At 67.2% G+C, this 20,450-nt stretch carries 16 protein-coding genes and 2 tRNA genes; 8 read left to right on the plus strand and 10 right to left on the minus strand.

What is annotated here, in order from left to right; all coding sequences use genetic code 11:
- Nucleotides 1-67 precede the first annotated feature (67 nt).
- The 7 genes from ASE35_RS07205 to lexA form a co-directional block, all read right to left on the minus strand.
- Nucleotides 68-144, minus strand: a tRNA-Arg gene (locus ASE35_RS07205).
- A 142-nt stretch (nucleotides 145-286) separates the two neighbouring features.
- Nucleotides 287-379, minus strand: a tRNA-Ser gene (locus tag ASE35_RS07210).
- Nucleotides 380-448: 69 nt separating this feature from the next.
- On the minus strand, nucleotides 449-652 hold the full coding sequence (gene csrA / locus ASE35_RS07215; RefSeq protein WP_055899964.1) for a carbon storage regulator CsrA: 204 nt from the start codon (nucleotides 650-652) through the stop codon (nucleotides 449-451).
- A 156-nt stretch (nucleotides 653-808) separates the two neighbouring features.
- Nucleotides 809-3,442: an alanine--tRNA ligase gene (gene alaS / locus ASE35_RS07220; protein WP_057163332.1), complete on the minus strand. Its 2,634-nt coding sequence runs from the start codon at nucleotides 3,440-3,442 to the stop codon at nucleotides 809-811.
- A gap of 166 nt (nucleotides 3,443-3,608) precedes the next feature.
- Nucleotides 3,609-4,166 (minus strand): recombination regulator RecX, encoded by a 558-nt coding sequence (gene recX / locus ASE35_RS07225; RefSeq protein WP_057163333.1) that lies wholly within the window; start codon nucleotides 4,164-4,166, stop codon nucleotides 3,609-3,611.
- Nucleotides 4,167-4,220: 54 nt separating this feature from the next.
- The gene (gene recA / locus ASE35_RS07230) at nucleotides 4,221-5,258 is read right to left on the minus strand and encodes a recombinase RecA (protein WP_056175687.1); all 1,038 of its coding nucleotides are present in this window, start codon (nucleotides 5,256-5,258) and stop codon (nucleotides 4,221-4,223) included.
- Between the two features lie 228 nt (nucleotides 5,259-5,486).
- On the minus strand, nucleotides 5,487-6,134 hold the full coding sequence (gene lexA, locus ASE35_RS07235; protein WP_056175690.1) for a transcriptional repressor LexA: 648 nt from the start codon (nucleotides 6,132-6,134) through the stop codon (nucleotides 5,487-5,489).
- A 117-nt stretch (nucleotides 6,135-6,251) separates the two neighbouring features.
- Between lexA and ASE35_RS07240 the strand changes: the two genes are divergently transcribed.
- The gene (locus ASE35_RS07240) at nucleotides 6,252-7,193 is read left to right on the plus strand and encodes a helix-turn-helix domain-containing GNAT family N-acetyltransferase (RefSeq protein WP_057163334.1); all 942 of its coding nucleotides are present in this window, start codon (nucleotides 6,252-6,254) and stop codon (nucleotides 7,191-7,193) included.
- 51 nt (nucleotides 7,194-7,244) lie between these two features.
- On the opposite strand, the gene ASE35_RS07245 is transcribed toward ASE35_RS07240, so the two are convergent.
- From ASE35_RS07245 to galE, 3 genes are all read right to left on the minus strand, one after another.
- Nucleotides 7,245-7,742: a CinA family protein gene (locus tag ASE35_RS07245; protein WP_057163335.1), complete on the minus strand. Its 498-nt coding sequence runs from the start codon at nucleotides 7,740-7,742 to the stop codon at nucleotides 7,245-7,247.
- 473 nt (nucleotides 7,743-8,215) lie between these two features.
- Nucleotides 8,216-10,777 carry a TonB-dependent receptor gene (locus ASE35_RS07250; RefSeq protein ID WP_057159567.1) on the minus strand — a complete coding sequence of 854 codons (2,562 nt, stop codon included), beginning with the start codon at nucleotides 10,775-10,777 and terminating at the stop codon, nucleotides 8,216-8,218.
- A gap of 537 nt (nucleotides 10,778-11,314) precedes the next feature.
- Nucleotides 11,315-12,397: a UDP-glucose 4-epimerase GalE gene (gene galE, locus ASE35_RS07255; protein ID WP_057163336.1), complete on the minus strand. Its 1,083-nt coding sequence runs from the start codon at nucleotides 12,395-12,397 to the stop codon at nucleotides 11,315-11,317.
- A 210-nt stretch (nucleotides 12,398-12,607) separates the two neighbouring features.
- On the opposite strand from galE, the gene ASE35_RS07260 reads away from it, so the two are divergent.
- From ASE35_RS07260 to ASE35_RS07290, 7 genes are all read left to right on the plus strand, one after another.
- Nucleotides 12,608-13,885 carry a nucleotide sugar dehydrogenase gene (locus tag ASE35_RS07260; RefSeq protein WP_057163337.1) on the plus strand — a complete coding sequence of 426 codons (1,278 nt, stop codon included), beginning with the start codon at nucleotides 12,608-12,610 and terminating at the stop codon, nucleotides 13,883-13,885.
- A gap of 5 nt (nucleotides 13,886-13,890) precedes the next feature.
- The gene (locus tag ASE35_RS07265) at nucleotides 13,891-14,898 is read left to right on the plus strand and encodes an NAD-dependent epimerase (protein ID WP_057163338.1); all 1,008 of its coding nucleotides are present in this window, start codon (nucleotides 13,891-13,893) and stop codon (nucleotides 14,896-14,898) included.
- An 84-nt stretch (nucleotides 14,899-14,982) separates the two neighbouring features.
- Nucleotides 14,983-15,600, plus strand: coding sequence for an XrtA/PEP-CTERM system exopolysaccharide export protein (locus tag ASE35_RS07270; RefSeq protein ID WP_057163339.1), 618 nt, complete (start codon nucleotides 14,983-14,985; stop codon nucleotides 15,598-15,600).
- Nucleotides 15,597-17,186, plus strand: a complete 1,590-nt coding sequence (locus ASE35_RS07275) for a hypothetical protein (protein WP_057159572.1) — start codon at nucleotides 15,597-15,599, stop codon at nucleotides 17,184-17,186. The genes ASE35_RS07270 and ASE35_RS07275 overlap by 4 nt, the downstream gene beginning before the upstream one ends.
- Entirely contained in the window at nucleotides 17,183-17,938 is a 756-nt protein-coding gene (locus ASE35_RS07280) for a CpsD/CapB family tyrosine-protein kinase (RefSeq protein WP_082611150.1), read from the plus strand. The genes ASE35_RS07275 and ASE35_RS07280 overlap by 4 nt, the downstream gene beginning before the upstream one ends.
- An 82-nt stretch (nucleotides 17,939-18,020) precedes the next feature.
- Nucleotides 18,021-19,271 carry an outer membrane beta-barrel protein gene (locus ASE35_RS07285; protein WP_057163341.1) on the plus strand — a complete coding sequence of 417 codons (1,251 nt, stop codon included), beginning with the start codon at nucleotides 18,021-18,023 and terminating at the stop codon, nucleotides 19,269-19,271.
- Nucleotides 19,272-19,287: 16 nt separating this feature from the next.
- Entirely contained in the window at nucleotides 19,288-20,424 is a 1,137-nt protein-coding gene (locus ASE35_RS07290) for a glycosyltransferase family 2 protein (protein WP_057163342.1), read from the plus strand.
- Nucleotides 20,425-20,450: the final 26 nt, after the last annotated feature.

Raw genomic sequence — 20,450 nt, forward strand, 5'->3', positions numbered from 1 at the left:
CCAACGCGGCACGCGCGCAAAGCAAAAAGGCCGACAAGGTTCGCTTGTCTGCCTTTTGCTTTTTATATGGTGCGCCCGGAGAGATTCGAACTCCCGACCCCCAAGTTCGTAGCCTGGTGCTCTATCCAGCTGAGCTACGGGCGCGCAGTCGAAGAATTATGACGGAACCGCTCTAAATCGTCAAACATTTCGATGCTTTTTCTACGTCCGATTTCGTTCGCATTTAACGCTTACGAACGAAACCTTCCGCAGACAAAAGCCGCCCCAAGGCGGCCTTCGTGACAACTGGCGGAGACTGAGGGATTCGAACCCTCGATGGAGCTTTTGACCCCATACTCCCTTAGCAGGGGAGCCCCTTCGGCCTCTCGGGCAAGTCTCCGCGGAAACACGTACAGCGTTTGCGGGCGGGAAGCATAACGGCTCATCCCGCGCGCGGCAAACTTTTTTATCAGCCTGCCGCGTTTTTGCCGGAGTCGTCGGCCGGTTCTTCGCCGCGCTGGATGCGCTGGTAGATCTCTTCGCGATGCACAGCGACATCTTTCGGTGCGGTAATACCGATACGCACCTGGTTGCCCTTGACGCCGAGCACGGTGACGGTCACCGAGTCGCCGATCATCAGGGTCTCACCGACGCGACGCGTCAGGATCAGCATTGGAAAACCTCCTCGTGCCGGCAATTCGTTTGCCGGCGTTGGCGACATTCCGCATAGCAGCATCACGGAAAGCGCTTACAGTTTTGTACACAAACGTGAACCATCTTAGCCAGCGGCCAAAATCGGCCGCAAGCGATAGAAGTCACTGTTCGCCGTTCAGATTAACCTACTCTCGACCCAGCCTGCGACACCAGCCAGGGCCTGAGACAAGGCCGGACCGTCATCTCCGCCGCCCTGCGCCATGTCGGCGCGGCCGCCGCCCTTGCCGTTGATCTGACCGGCAACGTGGGCGAGCAGTTCCCCCGCCTTGACCTTGCCGGTCGCGCTTCCATTCACTCCTGCGACCAAAGCCGCCTTCCCCTCGCTGGCGCCCGCCAGCAGGATCACCGCGTCGCCCAGCTGCTGCTTGAGGCGGTCGACCGCCTCGCGCAGGGCCTTGGCGTCGAAGCCCTCCAGGCGGGTCGCGATGATCTTGACCCCCTGGATGTCGGCCGCCGAGGCGGCCAGGTCGGAGGTGGCCCCGGAGGCCGCCTTCGCCTTGATGGCTTCGAGTTCGCGTTCGAGTTTCTTCTGCCGGTCCAACAGCGACCGCAGTTTGTCGGACAAGTCCGACGGGTTGCCGCCGAGCAGGCGAGCGGCCTCTTCCAGGCGCTGCTCCTCCTCGGTGACGTGGTCCAGAGCGCCCTGCCCGGTCACCGCCTCGATCCGGCGCACGCCGGCCGACACGCCGCCCTCGGCAAGGATCTTGAACAGACCGATGTCGCCGGTACGCGACACGTGGGTGCCGCCGCACAGCTCGGTCGAGGTCTCGCCCATGCGCAGCACGCGCACACGGTCTCCGTACTTCTCGCCGAACAGCGCCAGGGCGCCGAAATCCAGGGCTTCCTGCATGCCCATCTGGTGGACTTCGGCGGCATGGTTGCCGCGCACTTCCGCATTGACGCGGCGCTCGATCTGCGCCAGTTCGGCGTCGGTGAGCGGCTGGAAGTGGGCGAAGTCGAAACGCAGGCGGTCGGGCGCGACCAGCGAGCCCTTCTGCACCACGTGGTCGCCCAGCACCTGGCGCAGCGCGGCGTGCAGCAGGTGGGTGGCGGAATGGTTGAGCACGGTGGCGGCGCGGCGCGGGGCGTCGACGGCACCGAGCACGCGGTCGCCGCGGCGCAGGGTGCCGGCGCTCATGCGGCCGAGGTGGCCGTGGAACTGGCCGGCGAACTTCTGCGTGTCGCGGACCAGGAAACGGGTGCCGGCCTCGTCCAGCTCGCCGGCGTCGCCGACCTGGCCGCCGCTTTCGGCATAGAACGGGGTGCGGTCGAGGATGACCACGGCCTCGTCGCCGGCCTCGATCAGGTCGACCGGGCGGCCGTCCTTGAGCAGGGCCACGACTTCCAGGCCGCCTTCGGTCAGGCGCTCGTAGCCCAGGAACTGGGTCGGCGCCAGCTGCGCGGCCAGCTCGGCCGGCATGGTGGTGGCGTTGCCGAACTTGCCGGCCTCGCGCGCACGGCGCTTCTGTTCTTCCATGGCGGCGTCGAAGCCGGCCATGTCCACCGACAGGCCGCGCTCGCGCGCGATGTCGGCGGTCAGGTCGACCGGGAAGCCGTAGGTGTCGTACAGGCGGAACGCGTCGGCGCCCGGGATCGCGTCCTGGGAGCGTGCGGCGACCTCGTCGAAGATGCGCATGCCCGAGTCCAGGGTCTCGGCGAAGCGCTCTTCCTCGGCCTGCAGGGCGCGCTCGACCAGCTCGCGCTTGGCCGGCAGCTCCGGGTAGGCCTCGCCCATGACTTCGACCAGGGCGGCGACCATGCGGTAGAAGAACGGCTGCTTCTGGCCCAGCATCCAGCCGTGGCGCAGGGCGCGACGGATGATGCGGCGCAGGACGTAGCCGCGGCCTTCGTTGGAGGGCAGCACGCCGTCGACGATCAGGAACGAACAGGCGCGGATGTGATCGGCGATCACCCGCAGCGACTTGTTGTCGAGGTCGGCGGTGGAGGTGAATTCCGCGGCGGCCTGGATCAGGCGGCGGAACAGGTCGATTTCGTAATTGCTGTGGGCGTGCTGCAGCACCGCGGCCAGACGCTCCAGGCCCATGCCGGTGTCGACGCAGGGCGCCGGCAGCGGCATCAGGCTGCCGTCGGGCTGGCGGTCGAACTGCATGAACACCAGGTTCCAGATCTCGATGTAGCGGTCGCCGTCCTCGTCGGGCGAACCCGGCGGGCCGCCGGCGATGTGCTCGCCGTGGTCGTAGAAGATCTCGGTGCAGGGACCGCAGGGGCCGGTGTCGGCCATCTGCCAGAAATTATCCGACGCGTACGGCGCGCCCTTGTTGTCGCCGATGCGCACGATGCGATCGGCCGGCACGCCGATCTTCTTGTTCCAGATATCGAAGGCTTCGTCGTCGGTGTGGTAGACCGTGACCAGCAGGCGCTCAGGCGACAAGCCCCACACGCCGGTCAGCAGCTCCCAGGCCCAGGCGATCGCGTCTTCCTTGAAGTAGTCGCCGAACGACCAGTTGCCCAGCATTTCGAAGAAGGTGTGGTGGCGCGCGGTGTAGCCGACCTGGTCGAGGTCGTTGTGCTTGCCGCCGGCGCGCAGGCAGCGCTGAACGTCGGCCGCACGTACGTAGCCGAGCTTCTCGCTGCCGAGAAACACGTTCTTGAACTGGACCATGCCCGAGTTGGTGAACAGCAGGGTCGGGTCGTTGGCCGGCACCAGGGGCGCAGACGGAACGATGGTGTGACCCTTGCTACGGAAGAACTCGAGGAAATCGCTACGGATTTCGTTGGTGGTTTTCATGCCTGACGCGCGAACTCGATAGGACCGGGCCGGACTGGCGGTCCAGGGCCTCTGCCCTCACGATGGGGGCGTCGACTGGAACAGGCAACCCAAAACCCGAAAGCCGCGTAGCCTAACAGGCTCCGGGCCCTGTTGCGCGGAGTCCGCAAGCGTTTTCGGCCTACGTTCAGTCGTCGGGATCGAAACGAGTCGCTTTCCGCACCCGTTCGCCGTCGAACCCCCGGCGTATCAGGAAGTCGGCGGCCTTGCGGCGCAGGGCCAGATCCTCCCCGGGAGACTCGCTGGACGGCCCGCCGAAGCGGCGTCTGACCAGGTCGCGGGCGTTCTCCAGCCAATCGCCCTCGTAGCTGTCCAGCGCGCGGGCAATGGCCTCGCTGTCCAGCCCGTGGGTGGCCAGCTCGGCGCGGACTCGGATCGGGCCGTACCCGCTGCTGGCGCGGCTGCGCACCAGACTCTCGGCGAAGCGGGCGTCGTCCTGCCAACCCAGGCCGGACAAGGCCTCGATGGCGGTCTCGACCTCGCCGGCGTCCATGCCGCGCGAGGTGAGCTTGCGTTGCAACTCCTTCCTGGAGTGCTCGCGCCGGGTCAGCAGACCCAGGGCGCGTTGGGTCGGGCTCTGCTCGCGACCGCCGCGGCGACGTCCGCTGCGGCCGCCCTCGGGGCGGTCGTCACCGGTGGAGCCGGGACTGGGCTCCGAGTCGTGCAGCGGTTCGTCTTCGTGCATATCCGATCGGGCTCAAGCCAAGGGTGCCGGCGTCGGCCGCCGGCATCGGCTGCCTCAGTCGTCCTGGCCTTCGGCGTCGACTTCGTCGCGCTTGACGTCGGTCGGGACGAACTTCTCGCGCAGAGCGGCCTCGAGGCGGTTGGCGACCTCGGGATTCTCCTTGAGGTACTGGCGGGCGTTTTCCTTGCCCTGACCGATACGCTCGTCGCCGCAGCTGTACCAGGCACCGGACTTTTCGACCAGCTTGGCTTCCACGCCCATGTCGATCAGTTCGCCCTCGCGCGAGATGCCCTCGCCGTAGAGGATTTCGGTGACGACCTGCTTGAACGGGGGCGCCAGCTTGTTCTTGACCACCTTGATCTTGGTCTGATTGCCGATGATCTCGTCGCCCTTCTTGATCGCGCCGATGCGGCGGATGTCCAGGCGGATCGAGGCGTAGAACTTGAGCGCGTTGCCGCCGGTGGTGGTTTCCGGGCTCTGGCCGGGCATCATCACGCCGATCTTCATGCGCAGCTGGTTGATGAACACCACCAGGGTGCCCGAGCGCTTGATGTTGCCCGTCAGCTTGCGCAGTGCCTGGCTCATCAGACGCGCCTGCAGGCCCGGCAGCTGGTCGCCCATCTCGCCTTCGATTTCGGCCTTGGGGGTCAGCGCGGCGACCGAGTCGATCACCACGATGTCCACCGCCGCCGAGCGCACCAGCATGTCGGCGATTTCCAGCGCCTGTTCGCCGGTGTCGGGCTGCGACAGCAGCAGGTCGTCTACGTTGACGCCGAGCTTGGCGGCGTAGATCGGGTCCAGCGCATGCTCGGCGTCGATGAAGGCGGCGGTGCCGCCCTTCTTCTGGCATTCGGCGATGGCTTGCAGGGTCAAGGTGGTCTTGCCCGAGGATTCCGGACCGTAGATCTCGACCACGCGGCCCTTGGGCAGGCCGCCGATGCCCAGCGCGATGTCGAGCATCAGCGAGCCGGTGCCGATGACCTCAGCCACTTCGACCGCGCGGTCGCCCATGCGCATCACCGAGCCCTTGCCGAACTGCTTCTCGATCTGGCCCAGGGCGGCCGACAGGGCGCGCTTCTTGTTCTCGTCCATCGTGGTGTCCTTAAAGAGTCGGTGTCGTGTTGGAAGGCAATGTAGAGGACGCGGATCGCACGGACTGAGACCGTCGCGTCTTCGATGAAAATTTATTCCGCGGGCCGGGCCGGCGCAGTTGGGCAAGCACCCGAGCGCTTGTCGGATTTCTCCCCATCGGGCCGGAGGAAATCCCGACGCCGCGATCTGGGGCAAGTCCGAAGCGAATGCAGGCGCTCATCGCCGCGCTCAACGGTTGGGCCGGACCAGACCGCAGTACAAACCCTCGATCGCGAAATCCTGATCGGGCTGGACCTCGATCGGCGCGTAATCGGGATTGCGCGGCAGCAGGCGGATGCGGTCCTTGCCGATCTTCAGCAGCTTGACCGTGATCTCGTCGTCGATGCGCGCGACCACGATCTGGCCCGAGCGCGCGTCGCCGGTGCGGTGCACGCCGATCAGGTCGCCGTCGAAAATGCCCTCGTCGCGCATCGAATCGCCCTTGACCTTGAGCAGGTAGTCGGGCGACGGGAAGAACATGTTGCGATCCAGCAGCACGTAGTTGTCGGCGTCGAGCTGGGCGCCGGAGCCGATCGGCCGCCCGGCCGCGACCTGCCCCAGCACCGGCAGGCGCAAGGCTTCGTCGTTGGCGGCCAGCAGCGCCAACCGGCCCTGCTGCGCCGGCGGCGGCTGCAGCACGCGGATGCCACGCGCGCGGCCCGGGGTGCGTTCGATCGCACCGGCGGCCTCGAGCGCCTCCAGGTGGTACTGCGCGGCCCGCACGCCCTTGAAACCAAAGGCCTTGGCGATCTCGGTCTGCGACGGCGGGAATCCCTCGGCTTCGATCCGTTCAGCGATCAGCGCGAGCATGGCTTGCTGGGTATCGGTCAGGTCCATGGTTAGCAGTATTACTACTAACGACCCCTGCGAGCAAGACCGCTCATCCGGATTTTATTTGACTGAGTCAAACATATTGGCCAGATTACAGACTCGCCCCCACCCCGCGCATCCGCCATGGCCACCGAAGTCGAAACCGCCCAAGTCGACGCCGTCCGCGCCTTCAACCGCTTCTACACGCGCCAGATCGACGTGCTGCGCGAAGACCTGCTGGACAGCCCCTATACGCTGACCCAGGCGCGCGTGTTGTTCGAACTCGCCCAGCGCGAACCGGTCGCCGCGCGCGCGATCGGCGAGGAACTGGGCCTGGACCCGGGTTACCTGAGCCGGATCCTGCAGGGCTTCGCCGAGGCCGGGCTGGTCGAGAAGACGCGCTCGCGGCAGGACGCGCGCAGCTACGAGCTCACCCTGTCGGCGCGTGGCCGCGAGACCTTCGCCCTGCTCGATCGCAACTCCCACCAGGCCACCGCGGACATGCTGGCGGCGCTACCGCCGCTGCAGCGCGAGCGCCTGCTGCGGGCGACCGGCGACATCCAGCGCGCGCTGACTCCGCAGGCGCTGCCGCCCGCGCAGCGCGTCCTCGTCCGCGAGCATGGCATCGGCGACATCGGCTGGGCGATCGAACGCCACGCCCGCCTGTACGCCGACGAGTACGGCTGGAACAGCGAGTTCGAGGCCCTGGTGGCCAAACTGTTCGCGGCTTTCGCCGGCGAGCACGATCCCCGCTACGAGCGGTGCTGGGTCGCCGAACTCGACGGCGAGCGCATCGGCTGCGTGTTCGTGGTCCGCAACCAGGACCAGGCCGACACCGCGCAGCTGCGCTGCCTGCTGGTCGATCCGCGCGCGCGCGGGCTGGGCGTCGGCCAGCGCCTGGTGGATACCTGTCTGGAATTCGCGCGTGCGGCCGGCTATGCGCGCATGCGCCTGTGGACCAACGACCTGCTGAGCGCGGCGCGCCGGATCTACGAAGCCCGCGGCTTCCAATTGATCGAGCAGTACCCGCACCACAGTTTCGGCCACGATCTGATCGGACAGGTGTGGGAGCGCGATCTGGACTGAACGCGACAACGGGCGACGGCGCCCGACCGCGGGCCAGACGCCGGTGAGAAATCAGGTCGCCAGCGCCAGCATGCCCTGCAGCGACGCGGCCACGGTCTGGCGGCGCACCGCCTCGCGGTCGCCGGCGAAATGGAAGACCTCGGCCTTGGGGTAGCCGCCGCGGCGCTTCCAGGCGATCCAGACCGTGCCGACCGGCTTGTCCTCGGTGCCGCCGCCGGGGCCGGCGATGCCGGTGACCGCGACCGCCAGGGTGGCGCCGGTATTGGCCAGGGCGCCGGAGACCATCTCGATCACGGTCTCGCGGCTGACCGCGCCGAACTGCTCCAGGGTCTGCGGGCGCACGCTCAGCAGCGACTGCTTGGCTTCGTAGCTGTAGGCGGCCATGCCGCATTCGAACCAGCCGGAGGAACCGGCGATGTCGGTCAGGGTCTTGGCGATCCAGCCGCCGGTGCAGCTTTCGGCGGTGACCAGCATGTGGTGGTGGTTGCGGGCGGCCTCGCCCACCTGTTCGGCGAGGTGTTGCAGGGCGGCATCGGAGACGTCGGTCATGCGCGCACTATAACGGCCCGCCGCGCCGACGCTTTGCGGGATCTGGCAACGCTGGGGTGGCGCGAGTGGAACGCCGGGTCCGGGCCATCGCCACGCCAAGGACCGTCGCCTCCTGTGGGAACGGCGCAAGCCGCGATCGCGCGACTCCGGCCACCGCGAAATCGCGGCTCACGCCGCTCCCACAGAAGGCACTGCTTTGGGGTAGGAGCGACGCGAGTCGCGAGCAGGAGGCCACTAAGCGAAAGCGCTAATCCAAGCCGTCGCTGCCTGTGGGAGCGGCGCAAACCGCGATCGCGCGACTCCGGCCACCGCGAAATCGCGGCTTACGCCGCTCCCACAGAAGGCCCTTGCTTTAGGGTAGGAGCGGCATCCAAGGCCATTGAAAACGACGACGCGCGGGCCTTGCGGCCCGCGCGTCGCGGTGTGCGCCCTGCTTCCGGCCGGCGTTGCGCCGATCCGCAAGCGCGATTAACTCAGTACGAGACCCGGAAGGTCACGCCGTAGGTACGCGGCGCGCCCAGGAAGGCGTTGAACGAGTTGAAAGCGTTGTTCGGCAGCGGCGACACGTTCTGCAACGGCGCGTCGAAGCCGACCTGGGCGTATTCCTCGTCGAACAGGTTCTGGCCCCACAACTCGACCATCCAGCGGCGGTCGCGGCGGCCGATGGCGATGCGCGCGTTGACCACGGTGAAGGCGCCCTGGTCCTTCTCCGGATCCAGATCGGAGCCGGTGTTGTAGTCGGACATGTACTTGGCGCCGACGTTGAAGCGCGCCACCAGGTCGCTGGCGAAGTTCCAGTCGTAGGTGATCGAAGCCGAGCCCGACCAGTACGGCGCGAAGCTGACCTGGCTGCCCGGCAGCTTGTACAGCGCACCGGCCGGGGCCGTGCCGCCCGGAGCGACGAAGTCGCCGCCCGGACGTTCGTCGCCGTAGCGGGTGTCGGCGTAGGTCAGGCCGCCCTGGATCATCAGGCCCTTCTGCGGCTGCCACAGGATCTCGGTGTCGATACCCTGCGAGATCACTTCCGGAATCGAGCGCACCACGAAGCTGGTGCCGAGGAAGCTGTTGAGCTGGAAGTCCGAATAGGTCTGGTGGAACAAGGTGGCGTTGAGCAGCAGGTTGCCGTCGGCCCAGGTGGTCTTGGCGCCCAGCTCGAAGCTGTTGACGAACTCGCCCGGGAACGAGGTGTCGTCGACCGGACGGATGCCCTGCCCCGCGCTGGACAGGCCATTAGCCGACTGCACGCGATCGAGGTTGAAACCGCCGGCCTTGTAACCGCGCGCGCCCGACACATAGGTCATGACGTGGTCGTTCCAGCGGTAGGCCAGCTTGAGCGTGCCCGACCATTCCTTCTCGTCGCTCTCCTGATGGGTGGCGCGGCCGTTGTGCAGCGGATTGGCCCAGGGCAAGCAGCTGTAACCGATGATGTTGCTGATGATCGCGGCCTGCTGGGCCGGCGGCAGCGAGGCGAACGGCAATCCGCGTCCGGTCAGCGCCGCGGCGATGCGACCCTGCGCGGCCGGGCTGACCTGGCCGTTGGGACCGAAGTACGACGCGCAGCCGGGGCTGCCGTTGGGGTTGCTGTAGCGCGAATCCAGTTCCTTGTTCTCCTGGGTGTAGCGCACGCCCAGGGTGACGTCGAGCGCGTCGGTCGCATGCCAGGTGTTGTTGGTGAAGAAGGCCTTGGTCTTGGCGTTCTGGCGGTACTTGTCGTCGGCGCCGAAGCCGGCGAAGGCGGTGCCGAACGGGCGCCCGGTGGTCTGCGACAGGAAGGTCGCGGCGGTCGGCGACTGCGCCAGGGCCGGGTTGATCAGCGCCAGCAACGCGGTCGACAGGTAAGGCTCGTAGGCGTTGCCGATGCGGTAGGTCTCGTTGCGGTTCAAGTCTTCGTCGGAGAAGAACAGGCCGAACATCCAGTCGATCTTGTCGGTCGAACCGGTCAGGCGGAACTCCTGGCTAAAGGTCTTGAACTCGGTCAGCGACTCGTCTTCGTCGGCGTTGCGGTACAGCAGGTCGGCGCTGCTGAAGTCGAAGTCCAGGCCGTTGATCGCGCGCCATTCGCGCTTGGCGGTGATCGAGGTCAGGGTGGCGTTGTTGAACCAGGGCGTGATCCAGTTGACCTCGGCCGAGACGCCCTTGTCCTTCATGTCCTGCTCGGTGCTGCGGTTGCTGTAGGCGATGCGTGCATACGGGTCGGCGACCGGGGCCACGCCGGAATCCGGCGACAGCGCGTCGATGATCGCGCCGGTGCCGCCTCGCACCGTGGTCACGCCCACGCAGCAGTTCTCTTCGCGGCTGGTGAAGTCGCCGATCAGGTTGATGTCGAGGTTTTCGGTCGGCTCCAGCAGCAACTGCGCGCGCAGGGTGTGGAAGTTCTGGTCGAAGTCTTCCTTTTCCTGGCGCGGGCCGGCGCCGGTGCGCACGTCGACGAAACCGTCGCGCTCGCGCTTGGCGCCATAGATGCGGAACGCGGCGTTGTCGCCGATCGGCGTGTTGAAGGCGCCGGCCAGGCCGAGCGCGCCGTAGTTGCCGATGGTGAACTCGCCCTCGACGCTGGTGTTGTAGTCGGGGCGGCGGGTGATGACGTTGATGACGCCGGCCGAGGTGTTCTTGCCGAACACCGTGCCCTGCGGGCCCTTGAGCACTTCGATGCGCTCGATCTCGCCCAGGTCGCCGAAGCCGACGCCGTTGCGCGGGCGGTAGACGCCGTCGATTACGATGCCCACCGACGATTCCAGGCCGGCGTTGTCGCCGACGGTGCCGATGCCGCGGATGCGCGCGGTGGTCTGGGCCTCGCTCTGGGTGCTGGTCACGGTCAGGCCGGGCACCAGCACCTGCAAGTCCTTGACGTCGCGCACGCCGGTGTCCTGCAGCAGTTGCTGCGGCAGCGCGGTGATCGCGATCGGCACGTCCTGCAGCGCTTCCTCGCGCTTCTGCGCGGTCACGGTGAGGCCGGAGAGCGTGGTCGCCTCTTCCTCGTCCTTCGCGCTCGCGTCCGGCGGCGCCTGCTGCGCGTACAACGGCGCGGCGGTCATCGCCGCAAGCGCCGCGGCTACCGCAAAAGCGAGACGCCGACGTCCATGGTTCCGTGTTCCCTGGCTAGCCGACTTGCGTGCACTCATCGCGACCTCCCCTGACATTGTTAAACCGCCGGCACCTGCCGGCGGAGATCTGGCCCTGCGAATTGACGACCCTGACTACTGCGCGAACCGCGCAGGCACGCCCCCTAGACGCGCCCCCCGTGCGAACTACCACGTCAACGGCGTCGCGATTACGACATACGCCGGATCATTGACGCTGCGCACAAAAGCAAAGATAGCGGAAGCTAGCACGCCCGTCGCCTGCGTCATGCCGCGCAGCAGCAATCGCACGACCGTTCGTCCGAGTCGTGTGGCAGGGGGCGTAACCGTCGCCATGACGCGGGCGGTCGAACGCACGCGCGGCCAGTCGAGCGCGGCGCCGGCTCGCCGATCGGTCCCCGGATCGGTACCGACGAGGTCCCTGGCTGATCGGGCGCTGGCGCCGACGCCGGGGACCGCTCCCGAGCGCAGGCCCGGTCGCGACCGCGCGGCCTAGGTCATCGTCTTGCGCGACGCCAGCGGCGAGGACTTCGTCTTTGCCGTCGGACGCTGGTAGCCGTCGGGATTCATCGACTGCCACCGCCATGCGTCGCGGCACATGGCGTGCAGGTCCAGCCGCGTCCGCCATCCGAGCAGGCGCCGCGCGAGCGAGGGATCCGCATAGACCTCGGCGACGTCGCCACGGCGCCGCGCCACGATCTCATAAGGAATGCTGCAGCCGGACGCGCGTTCGAAGGCATGCACCAGCTCCAGCACGCTGATCCCGCGACCGGTTCCCAGATTGACGGTCAGGTTGCCGTCTCCGCGCACCAGGTAGTCCAGCGCGACCACATGCGCCCGCGCCAGGTCCATGACGTGTATGTAGTCGCGGACTCCGGTGCCGTCCGGGGTCGGATAGTCGTCGCCGAAGATGCTCAGCTTGCCGCGCCGCCCCGCCGCGACCTGGCAGATGTAGGGCATCACGTTGTTGGGGATGCCCGCGGGGTCCTCGCCGATCAAGCCCGAAGGATGCGCGCCCACCGGGTTGAAGTAGCGCAGGTTGGCGGCGCGGAAGCAGCCGTCCGCGTGGCACAGGTCCTCGATCAGCTGCTCCATCACCAGCTTGGTGCGGCCATAGGGGTTGGTCACGCCCAGCCGCGCCTGCTCGTTGATCGGAACGCTCTCCGGATCGCCATACACGGTGGCCGACGAGCTGAACACCAACCGCATCACCCCCGCATCGTGCATGGCGCCGAGCAGGTTGATGGTGCCGCTGATGTTGTTGTCGAAGTAAGCCAGCGGCCGCTCGAACGACTCGCCGACGGCCTTGAGCGCGGCGAAGTGGATCACCGCGTCGAAGCGATGCCGCTTGAACAACCGGGTCACGGCCGACTTGCTGCGCAAATCCAGGCGCTCGCACTCCACCGGCGCGCCGACGATGCGCTGCAGGCGCAGCAGTACGCGCGGCGAGCTGTTGGCGAAATTGTCGGCGATGACGATGCGATGCCCCCGCTCCGCCAACGCGGTACAGGTGTGGCTGCCGATGTAGCCGGCCCCACCGCATACCAAGACGCATTTCGTAGTCTGGCCGGCCATCTGGGTACGCCGCTGCTGCCGTGGTTTCCTGGACAACGCGGAACGCGGCTGCGAGCGTCCAATCCCGCGTCCGTTCGCCCGCTTCACCGCTCCGCTCGTCGTCGGCTGTCCGCGATCGCGCCCGACTGGCGTTAACCCTTAGACCGGATACCGCACCACGGGCTCGAAAGTCGACCGTCAGGGGAGGTCTGCTTGGCAAGTAATGCCACATTGGCCTCGTTGGACGAGGCCCGTATCGCAATCCTAGGCTTGGGCTATGTGGGCCTGCCGCTCGCCGCGGCATTCGGAAAGCGCTTCCCGACCGTCGGATTCGACATCGACGCCGCGCGCGTGGCCGAACTCCAGGCGCATCGGGACCATACCCGCGAGGTCTCGGCGCAGGAGCTGCGCGAGGCGGCGCAGCTGGAGTTCAGCAGCGATCCGTCGTCGCTGGCCGGCTGCAACGTGTTCATCGTGACCGTGCCGACCCCCATCGACGAGTACAAGCGTCCCGACCTGCGCCCGCTCGAGTCGGCCAGCCGCACGGTGGGCCGGGCGATCGGGCGCGGCGGCATCGTGATCTACGAGTCGACGGTGTATCCCGGCGCGACCCAGGAGATCTGCGTGCCGATCGTCGAACGCGAATCGGGCCTGACGTTCAACCAGGACTTCCATGCGGGCTACAGCCCCGAGCGCATCAACCCGGGCGACCCCAACCACCGCCTGGAAACCATCATGAAGGTCACCTCCGGCTCGACCCCGGAGGCCGCCGATCTGGTCGACGCACTGTACGGGCGGATCATCAAGGCCGGCACCCACAAGGCTTCCAGCATCCGCGTGGCCGAGGCGGCCAAGGTCATCGAGAACATCCAGCGCGACGTCAACATCGCCCTGATCAACGAACTGGCCCTGATCTTCCATCGCCTCGATATCGACACCCACGAGGTGCTCGAAGCCGCCGGCACCAAGTGGAATTTCCTGCCGTTCCGTCCGGGCCTGGTCGGCGGCCATTGCATCGGCGTGGATCCCTACTACCTCACCCACAAGGCCCAGCAGATCGGCTACCACCCGGACATGATCCTGGCCGGGCGCCGCATCAACGACGGCATGGGCAGCCATGTCGCGCGCCGGGTGGTGAAGCTGATGCGTCAGCGCAACCAGGACATGACCCAGGCGCGGGTGCTGGTGCTGGGACTGGCGTTCAAGGAGAACTGCCCGGACCTGCGCAACACCAAGGTGGTCGACATCATTCGCGAACTCCACTGCTACAACGCCCGGGTCGACGTGCACGACCCCTGGGTCGACGCCGGGCACGCGCACGAAGAGTACGGCGTGACGCTCGTCGCCGAGCCCGAACCCGGCCGCTACGACGCCGTCGTGCTGGCGGTGGCGCATGCCGAGTTCGTCGCCATGGGCGCGGAGCGGATCCGCGGCCTGGGCGTGCCCGGGGCCGTGCTCTTCGACGTCAAGCGCGCCTTGCCGCGCGCCAGCGTCGACGGCTGCCTGTGAGCGCCATGCGCGTACTGGTCACCGGCGCGGCGGGCTTCATCGGCGCGAAGCTGAGCGAGGTGCTGCTCGCGCGCGGCGACGAAGTGCTCGGCTTCGACGACCTCAACGCCTATTACGACCCTAGCCTGAAACAGGCGCGCCTGGCGCGCCTGCTGCCGCAGCGCAACTTCCGCTTCGTACTCGGTTCGCTCGAGGACCGCGCGGCCGTGGACGACGCCTTCGCCTCGTTCGGGCCGCAGCGGGTCGTGAATCTGGCCGCGCAGGCCGGCGTGCGCTACTCGCTGGAGAACCCGCGCGCCTACGTCGATAGCAATGTGATCGGGTTCCTGAACATCCTGGAAGCCTGCCGCCACCGCGCCGTCGAGCACCTCGTATACGCCTCGTCCAGTTCGGTGTACGGCGCCAATCGCAAGCTTCCGTTTTCGGTCGAGGACAACGTCGACCATCCGGTCAGCATGTACGCCGCGACCAAGAAGGCCAACGAGTTGATGGCGCATACCTACAGCCACCTGTTCGGGCTGCCGACGACGGGGCTGCGCTTCTTCACGGTCTACGGCCCCTGGGGCCGGCCCGACATGGCGCTGTTCGTCTTCACGCGCAAGATTCTCGCCGGCGAACCCATCGAGTTGTTCAATCACGGTCGCCACAGCCGCGACTTCACCTACATCGACGACATCGTCGAGGGCATCGTCCGCACGCTGGACCGCATTCCAACCGCCGATCCGGACTACACCGCGGCGGCGCCCACGCCCGCCACGTCCGGCGCGCCCTACCGGCTTTACAACATCGGCAACCACCAGCCCGTCGAACTGCTGCGCTACATCGAGGTGCTCGAAGGCTGCCTGGGACGAACGTCCGAACGCCGCCTGCTGCCCCTGCAGCCGGGCGACGTGCCCGACACCTGCGCCGACGTGACGGCGCTGCGCCGGGATGTCGGCTACTCGCCGTCGACCTCGGTGGAAGTCGGGGTTGCGCGCTTCGTCGACTGGTACCGCGACTACTACGGGGCTTGAAGGAACGGGCTTCCGATACCGCTGGATCTGGCCGGGCGCATCAGTGCTCGGCGTTGTTCAAGAGGGGTCAATCGGAGAATCGCCATGCGCGTTGCAGCCGCCCTTTGGGCCTTGTGTCTGCCCCTAATGCTTGCCGGTTGCGTCAGTTCCGGCAACCTCGCGTCGGGCGCCCCGCCGGCCGCCGCCCCGGTCGCGGACGAATACCAGATCGGCGTCGACGATCGCGTCCAGGTTTCGGTGTGGCGCAATCCCGAGCTGAGCATCGTGACGCCGGTCCGCCCCGACGGCATGATCTCGGTTCCGCTGGTCGGCGATGTCATGGCCGGCGGCCGAACGCCGGACGCCGTGGCCAAGGAGCTGCAAGGCAAGCTCGCGACCTATGTGATCGAGCCTCAGGTGACGGTAATCATCACCGAACTGCGCAGCCACGAGTATCTGTCGCGGGTTCGGGTCACCGGCGCGGTGCGCACGCCGATTTCGATTCCCTTTCGCCAGGGCATGACCGTGCTGGACGCGGTCCTCGCCGCCGGCGGCGTCACCGAGTTCGCCGCGGCCGACCGCTCCAGCCTGCACCGCAAGAGCGGCGACGGCGCGCAGGCCTATGGGGTGCAGCTCGACCACATCCTCAACGCCGGCGATCTGAGCACCAACTATAAGGTCGCCCCCGGCGACGTGATCACGGTACCGGAGCGCGTTCTGTGAACAATCCGTACGGGCAACCGCTGTTGCCGGGCTCCTCGTCGGAACGCCTGCCGACGCTGACCATGCTGTCGGTCGCGCGCAGGGAATTCCGGCGCTACCTGCTGCCGCTGGCCACCATCTTCGCCGCCATAGCGCTGCTGTTCCTGGCCTGGGGCCTGGTCAATCCGTCCACGTACAAGTCGTCGGCGATGGTGCTGGTCCAGGACAACACGCCGATCGCGCCGCTGATGCAGGGGCGCACCACCGCCCCCAACGAGGTCGCCCGCGCCGTGATCTCGCGCGAGGTGCTGTTCGGCAGCCGGGTCATGGCGGACGTGCTCAAGGCAGGCGGCTGGCTGGAGTCGAATCCCAGCCCCTTGCGCAAGCAGGAGCTGATCAACTCCATCATCAACAGCACCGACATCGCGGTCACCGACCGCGCCCAGACGCGCTCGACAGATCCCAAGCTCAGCCTGGTGAAGATCACCTATTCGGACTCCGATCCCAAGCGCGCCTATGCCGTGACCAAGCGATTCTCGGAGGCGCTGATCGAGCAGGTGCTGGACTCTCGGGCGCGCGCGAGCCGCTCCGCGTACCAGTTCATCGACGCGCAAGTGGACAACTACCAGCGCGCGTTCTCCGAGGCCGACCGCAAACTGCGCGAGTACCGCAGCGCGAACCCGGACGCGATGCCTGGCGTCGACACCGACGTTTCCGCACGCATCGCCGAGTTGCGCCGCGCCGCCGACAACGCCGCCATGGACCTGGCCGACGTCGGTGCGCAGGAGCGCCAAGTGATAGGCCAGCTCTCGCGCGAAAGCCAGCTCAACACCATCTCCCGCTCCACCCGGACCAACGTCCAGCTCGCCACCCTGCAGGCGGAGCAGGACCGTCTGATGCTGAGCTATACCGCCCAGCACCCGGACGTGGTGCGGGTCCGCAACCAGATCCGCGAGCTGCAGAGCAACCCCTCGGCGAACTCCGGCGGCGCCGCGGTGTTGCCCGGCGATACCGGCTCGATGAACCCGGTCTATCAGCAGCTGCGCGCCCAGCTGGCGGAAGTCCGCCGACAGGGCGCGGCCTCGGCCTCGCGGCTGGCCACCGCGCAAGCGCTGTTGCGCGAGGAGCTGGAACGCAGCCGCAGGATCATCGGCGACGAAGGCACCGTCACCGCCCTGACCCGTGTGCACGACATCAATAAGGAAATGTTCGACGACCTGCTCAAGCGACGCGAGAACGCGCGCGTTTCCATGAGCCTGGACGCCGACGGCCGCAGTCTGGGTTTCCAGATCCTCGAACCCGCTTCGATTCCTCTGCAGTCCACGGGCTTGCGCCTGATGCATTTCGCCGTGGCCGGCCTGCTGCTGGCGATCGTGATCCCGCTGGTGATGCTGTCGATGCTGGTCAAGCACGACCCGCGCGTACGCACGCCGCTGCAGATCGAACGCGATGCGGGCCTGCCGGTGCTCGGGGTCATTCCGCTGCACCTGACTTACGACCAGACCGCACAGCACGCCAAACGGATGAAGATCGGATCGATCCTGTTCGCGCTCGTGCCCCTGATCTACGGTGTCGTGTTCGTCCTGAAAATGACGGATGTCCTATGAACGACTTCAATCGCCACGCGGTGGACGCATCGGCCCATATGACCGACATCGGACCTGGAAAAAGAAGTGTCGTGCGCCGCGACGGCGGCACGGCGCTGACGCCCGAGCAGTTGGTCGAGCGCTCGATCATCCCCTTCGCCGACGGCGCCAACCGGCAACTGGTCAACGCCTTCCGCGAGCTGCGCACGCGCCTGCTGGCGACGGCGACGGACAACTTCATCACCCTGGTCGCGCCGGTCGGCCCGGCCTGCGGCGGTAGCTTCGTGGCCCGCAACCTCGCGCTCACCATCACTCTCGACCAGGAGCGCAGCGCTCTGCTGATCGACTGCAACCTGCTGCATCCGGTCCAGCACGCCGTGATGAAGATCAACGACAACCGCGGCAGCCTCATCAAGTATCTGGAGGACCTGGACGCCGACGTGGACGACATGATCTACAGCACCGTCATCCCGCGCCTGAAGCTGATTCCGGCGGGGCGCTCGGCCCATAGCGAAATGGAGACCGAATACTTCTCCTCGTTCCGCATGCGCCTGTTGCTGGATTCGCTGCGCAGCAGCTACTCCGATCGCTACATCGTCCTGGACAGCCCGCCGACGCTGGGAGCGCCCGATGCGCGCATCCTGTCGGAACTGGCCGACGTGGTAGTGCTGGTCGCGGGATACGGCCGCAACACCGCCGCCGAGATCGCCGCGGCCGCCGCCAACTTCGACCCGGCCAAGTTCGCCGGCGTGATCTTCAATGAGAGCGCCTGACCACCGCGCTGCGTGCATCGCCCCGCCGCGGACGCGCGCGCGACGGACCCGGCTGCATCTGGCGATATTGGCGGCAGCGGCGTTGGCCGGCAGCGCGCACGCCGCGCGACTCAACTACCGTATAGAAGTCGAAGCGCTGCACAGCGACAACATCAACCAAAGCGAGGACAACCAGGCCGAGGACACGGTCCTGGTCCCGCGCATCAAGTTCGACCTCAAGGAGGAAGGCGCCACGGTCGAGCTGCAGGCGCGCGGCGAGTTCGAGCGCCGCCGCTACTTCGGCAACCAGTTCGACGACGAGAGCCGCAGCGAATTCGCCGGTCAGCTCAACTGGTCGCTGCTGCCGCAGCGGATGAACCTGGTGGTCGAGGACTACCTGAGCGAGGAGCCGATCAATTTCCGCGGCGGACGCTATCCGGGCAACCTGCAGCGGGTGAACATCCTGCTCGGCGGGCCCAGCTTCTTCGCCCGGATGGGCGATGCGACCCGCTTCCAGTTGGACCTGCGAGGGGTCAGCACGCATGCCGAAGTGGCGCCCGATTTCGACGGCGAGCGCTATAGCGCGGCCGCCTCCCTGCAACGAGACCTGAGCCCCACATCGAAGGGCTCGCTCAACCTGACCTCCATGAAAGCGAGATTCGACGATGCCCCGACCGCCGTCGACTACACGCGCACCGACGCTTTCGTCCGCTATGAGGGCAGGCTGCGCAAGGTCGAGTACGAGCTGGATCTGGGCCATTCGCGCCTCAATCGCGACAGCGGCGACGACCCCACCACGACGATCGCGCGGGCGACGGTGCAGTGGCAATCCGACTCGCGCAACCGCTTCCGTCTACGCGCCCGTCATCAGTTCGCCGACCAGGTCCAGGACCTGGTGGTGCGGCTGCGCGACCCCGACGAAAGCCTGGTGCCGGATCTGGTGGATTCGTCCTCCTCGCTGGTGTCGTCCGGCGTGTACCGGCAGCGCGACGTCGAGCTCGACTACCGCCATCGGGGCGAACGCGTCGGCTTGCGCGTGCGCCCGCTGTACCGGGAACTGCGCTACATCGACCGCGGCGATGCCGATCGCCGCGAGCGCGGCGCGTTCTTCGAAGTCGACTACCGGCTGCGCCCCTTGGTCAGCCTGTTCTTCACCGGCTCGGTGCGCAACCGCGAGTTCCTGAGCCGCAACGAGGAAGATCGCGATCGCGTGTACAGCCTGGGCGTCAACTATCAGCTGACGCGGCACTGGGGTTGGCGCGCCGAAGCGGTTCGGAACCAGCGCAAATCCAACGTCGCCGATCAGGAGTACACGGAGAACGCCGTGTTCCTGACGCTGTGGTGGCAGCGCTGACGGAGGGCTTCGGAGCATGCTCGAGCTTCTGTTCTGGGCTTCGGTCGGGTTGCTGGCCTACGTCTACGCGGGCTACCCGGTCCTGGCGATCGCGATCGCGCGCGTCCGGCCGCGCGCGACGCGCAAGCAGCCCATTACCCCGTCCGTCACCGTGATCATCACGGCCTACAACGAAGAGAAGGACATCGAGCTCAAGGTCCGCAACGTGCTGGCCCTGGATTACCCGCAAGGGCGGATCGACGTCATCGTGGCCTCGGACGCCTCCAGCGATGGCACCGACGACATCGTGCGCGGCCTCGGCATCGCCGGGGTCCGCCTGCTGCGCGTGGAGGGGCGCCAGGGCAAAACGGCCTGCCAGAACGCGGCGGCGGCCGCCGCCTCCGGCGATATCCTGCTGTTCACCGACGCCACCACCCGGATCGCAACGGACGCCCTGCGCGCGATGACGCGCAACTTCCATGACCCCGCGGTGGGCTGCGTCGCCGGCCGCCTCAGCTATGTCGCGCAAGGCGACGATGCCACCGGTCGCGGCGGCACCTCCTACTGGAACTACGAAATCATGCTGCGCATGGCTGAGAGCGACATCGGTTCGCTGATCGGCGTCTCCGGTTGCCTGTATGCGGTCCGCCGCAGCGCCTATCGCGACATCGCCCCGGAGCTGATCAGCGACTTCGTGGTCGCGATGCTGGTGCGCGAGCAAGGCTTGCGCACCGTGCTCGAACCCGACGCGATGTGCTACGAAACCGCCCTGGACCACCCCGATCGCGAACTGGCCATGCGCGTGCGCGTCGGCATGCGCAGCCTCTCGGCCTTGGCGAGCCAGAAGCGCTTTCTCAACCCGTTCAGGTTCGGCGCGTTCGCCTGGCAGCTGTGGTCGCACAAGCTGCTCCGGTACCTGTCGCCGGTGTTCTGGATGCTCGCCCTGCTCGCCAACGCGGCGCTCGCGCTGCAGGGACGCTACGCATGGCTGTTGGCCTTGCAGTTCGCGTTGCTGTCGGCGGGTCTGCTCGGATTCGCGTCGCCGCGCCTGCCCGGCAAATCGCGCCTGCTCGCCAAACCCTACTACTTCCTGCTGACCAACCTGGCCTCCGCCGTCAGCCTGTTCCGGTTCCTGCGCGGCGAACGCATCGTGACCTGGACGCCGCAACGCTGAGCGCACGCGTCGCGTCCCTCGGCCGT

The organism is Lysobacter sp. Root916 (assembly GCF_001429785.1).
In the GTDB taxonomy this organism is placed as follows: domain Bacteria; phylum Pseudomonadota; class Gammaproteobacteria; order Xanthomonadales; family Xanthomonadaceae; genus Lysobacter.

Excerpts from the sequence above, each read along its gene's own strand:
- ASE35_RS07290 (WP_057163342.1), top strand. The coding sequence starts at position 19,288 with ATGCTCGAGCTTCTGTTCTGGGCTTCGGTCGGGTTGCTGGCCTACGTC.
- ASE35_RS07270 (WP_057163339.1), top strand. The coding sequence starts at position 14,983 with ATGCGCGTTGCAGCCGCCCTTTGGGCCTTGTGTCTGCCCCTAATGCTT.
- galE (WP_057163336.1), bottom strand. The coding sequence starts at position 12,397 with ATGGCCGGCCAGACTACGAAATGCGTCTTGGTATGCGGTGGGGCCGGC.
- csrA (WP_055899964.1), bottom strand. The coding sequence starts at position 652 with ATGCTGATCCTGACGCGTCGCGTCGGTGAGACCCTGATGATCGGCGAC.
- recA (WP_056175687.1), bottom strand. The coding sequence starts at position 5,258 with ATGGACGAGAACAAGAAGCGCGCCCTGTCGGCCGCCCTGGGCCAGATC.
- ASE35_RS07280 (WP_082611150.1), top strand. The coding sequence starts at position 17,183 with ATGAACGACTTCAATCGCCACGCGGTGGACGCATCGGCCCATATGACC.
- ASE35_RS07265 (WP_057163338.1), top strand. The coding sequence starts at position 13,891 with ATGCGCGTACTGGTCACCGGCGCGGCGGGCTTCATCGGCGCGAAGCTG.
- ASE35_RS07240 (WP_057163334.1), top strand. The coding sequence starts at position 6,252 with ATGGCCACCGAAGTCGAAACCGCCCAAGTCGACGCCGTCCGCGCCTTC.
- ASE35_RS07245 (WP_057163335.1), bottom strand. The coding sequence starts at position 7,742 with ATGACCGACGTCTCCGATGCCGCCCTGCAACACCTCGCCGAACAGGTG.
- alaS (WP_057163332.1), bottom strand. The coding sequence starts at position 3,442 with ATGAAAACCACCAACGAAATCCGTAGCGATTTCCTCGAGTTCTTCCGT.
- recX (WP_057163333.1), bottom strand. The coding sequence starts at position 4,166 with ATGCACGAAGACGAACCGCTGCACGACTCGGAGCCCAGTCCCGGCTCC.
- ASE35_RS07250 (WP_057159567.1), bottom strand. The coding sequence starts at position 10,777 with ATGACCGCCGCGCCGTTGTACGCGCAGCAGGCGCCGCCGGACGCGAGC.
- lexA (WP_056175690.1), bottom strand. The coding sequence starts at position 6,134 with ATGGACCTGACCGATACCCAGCAAGCCATGCTCGCGCTGATCGCTGAA.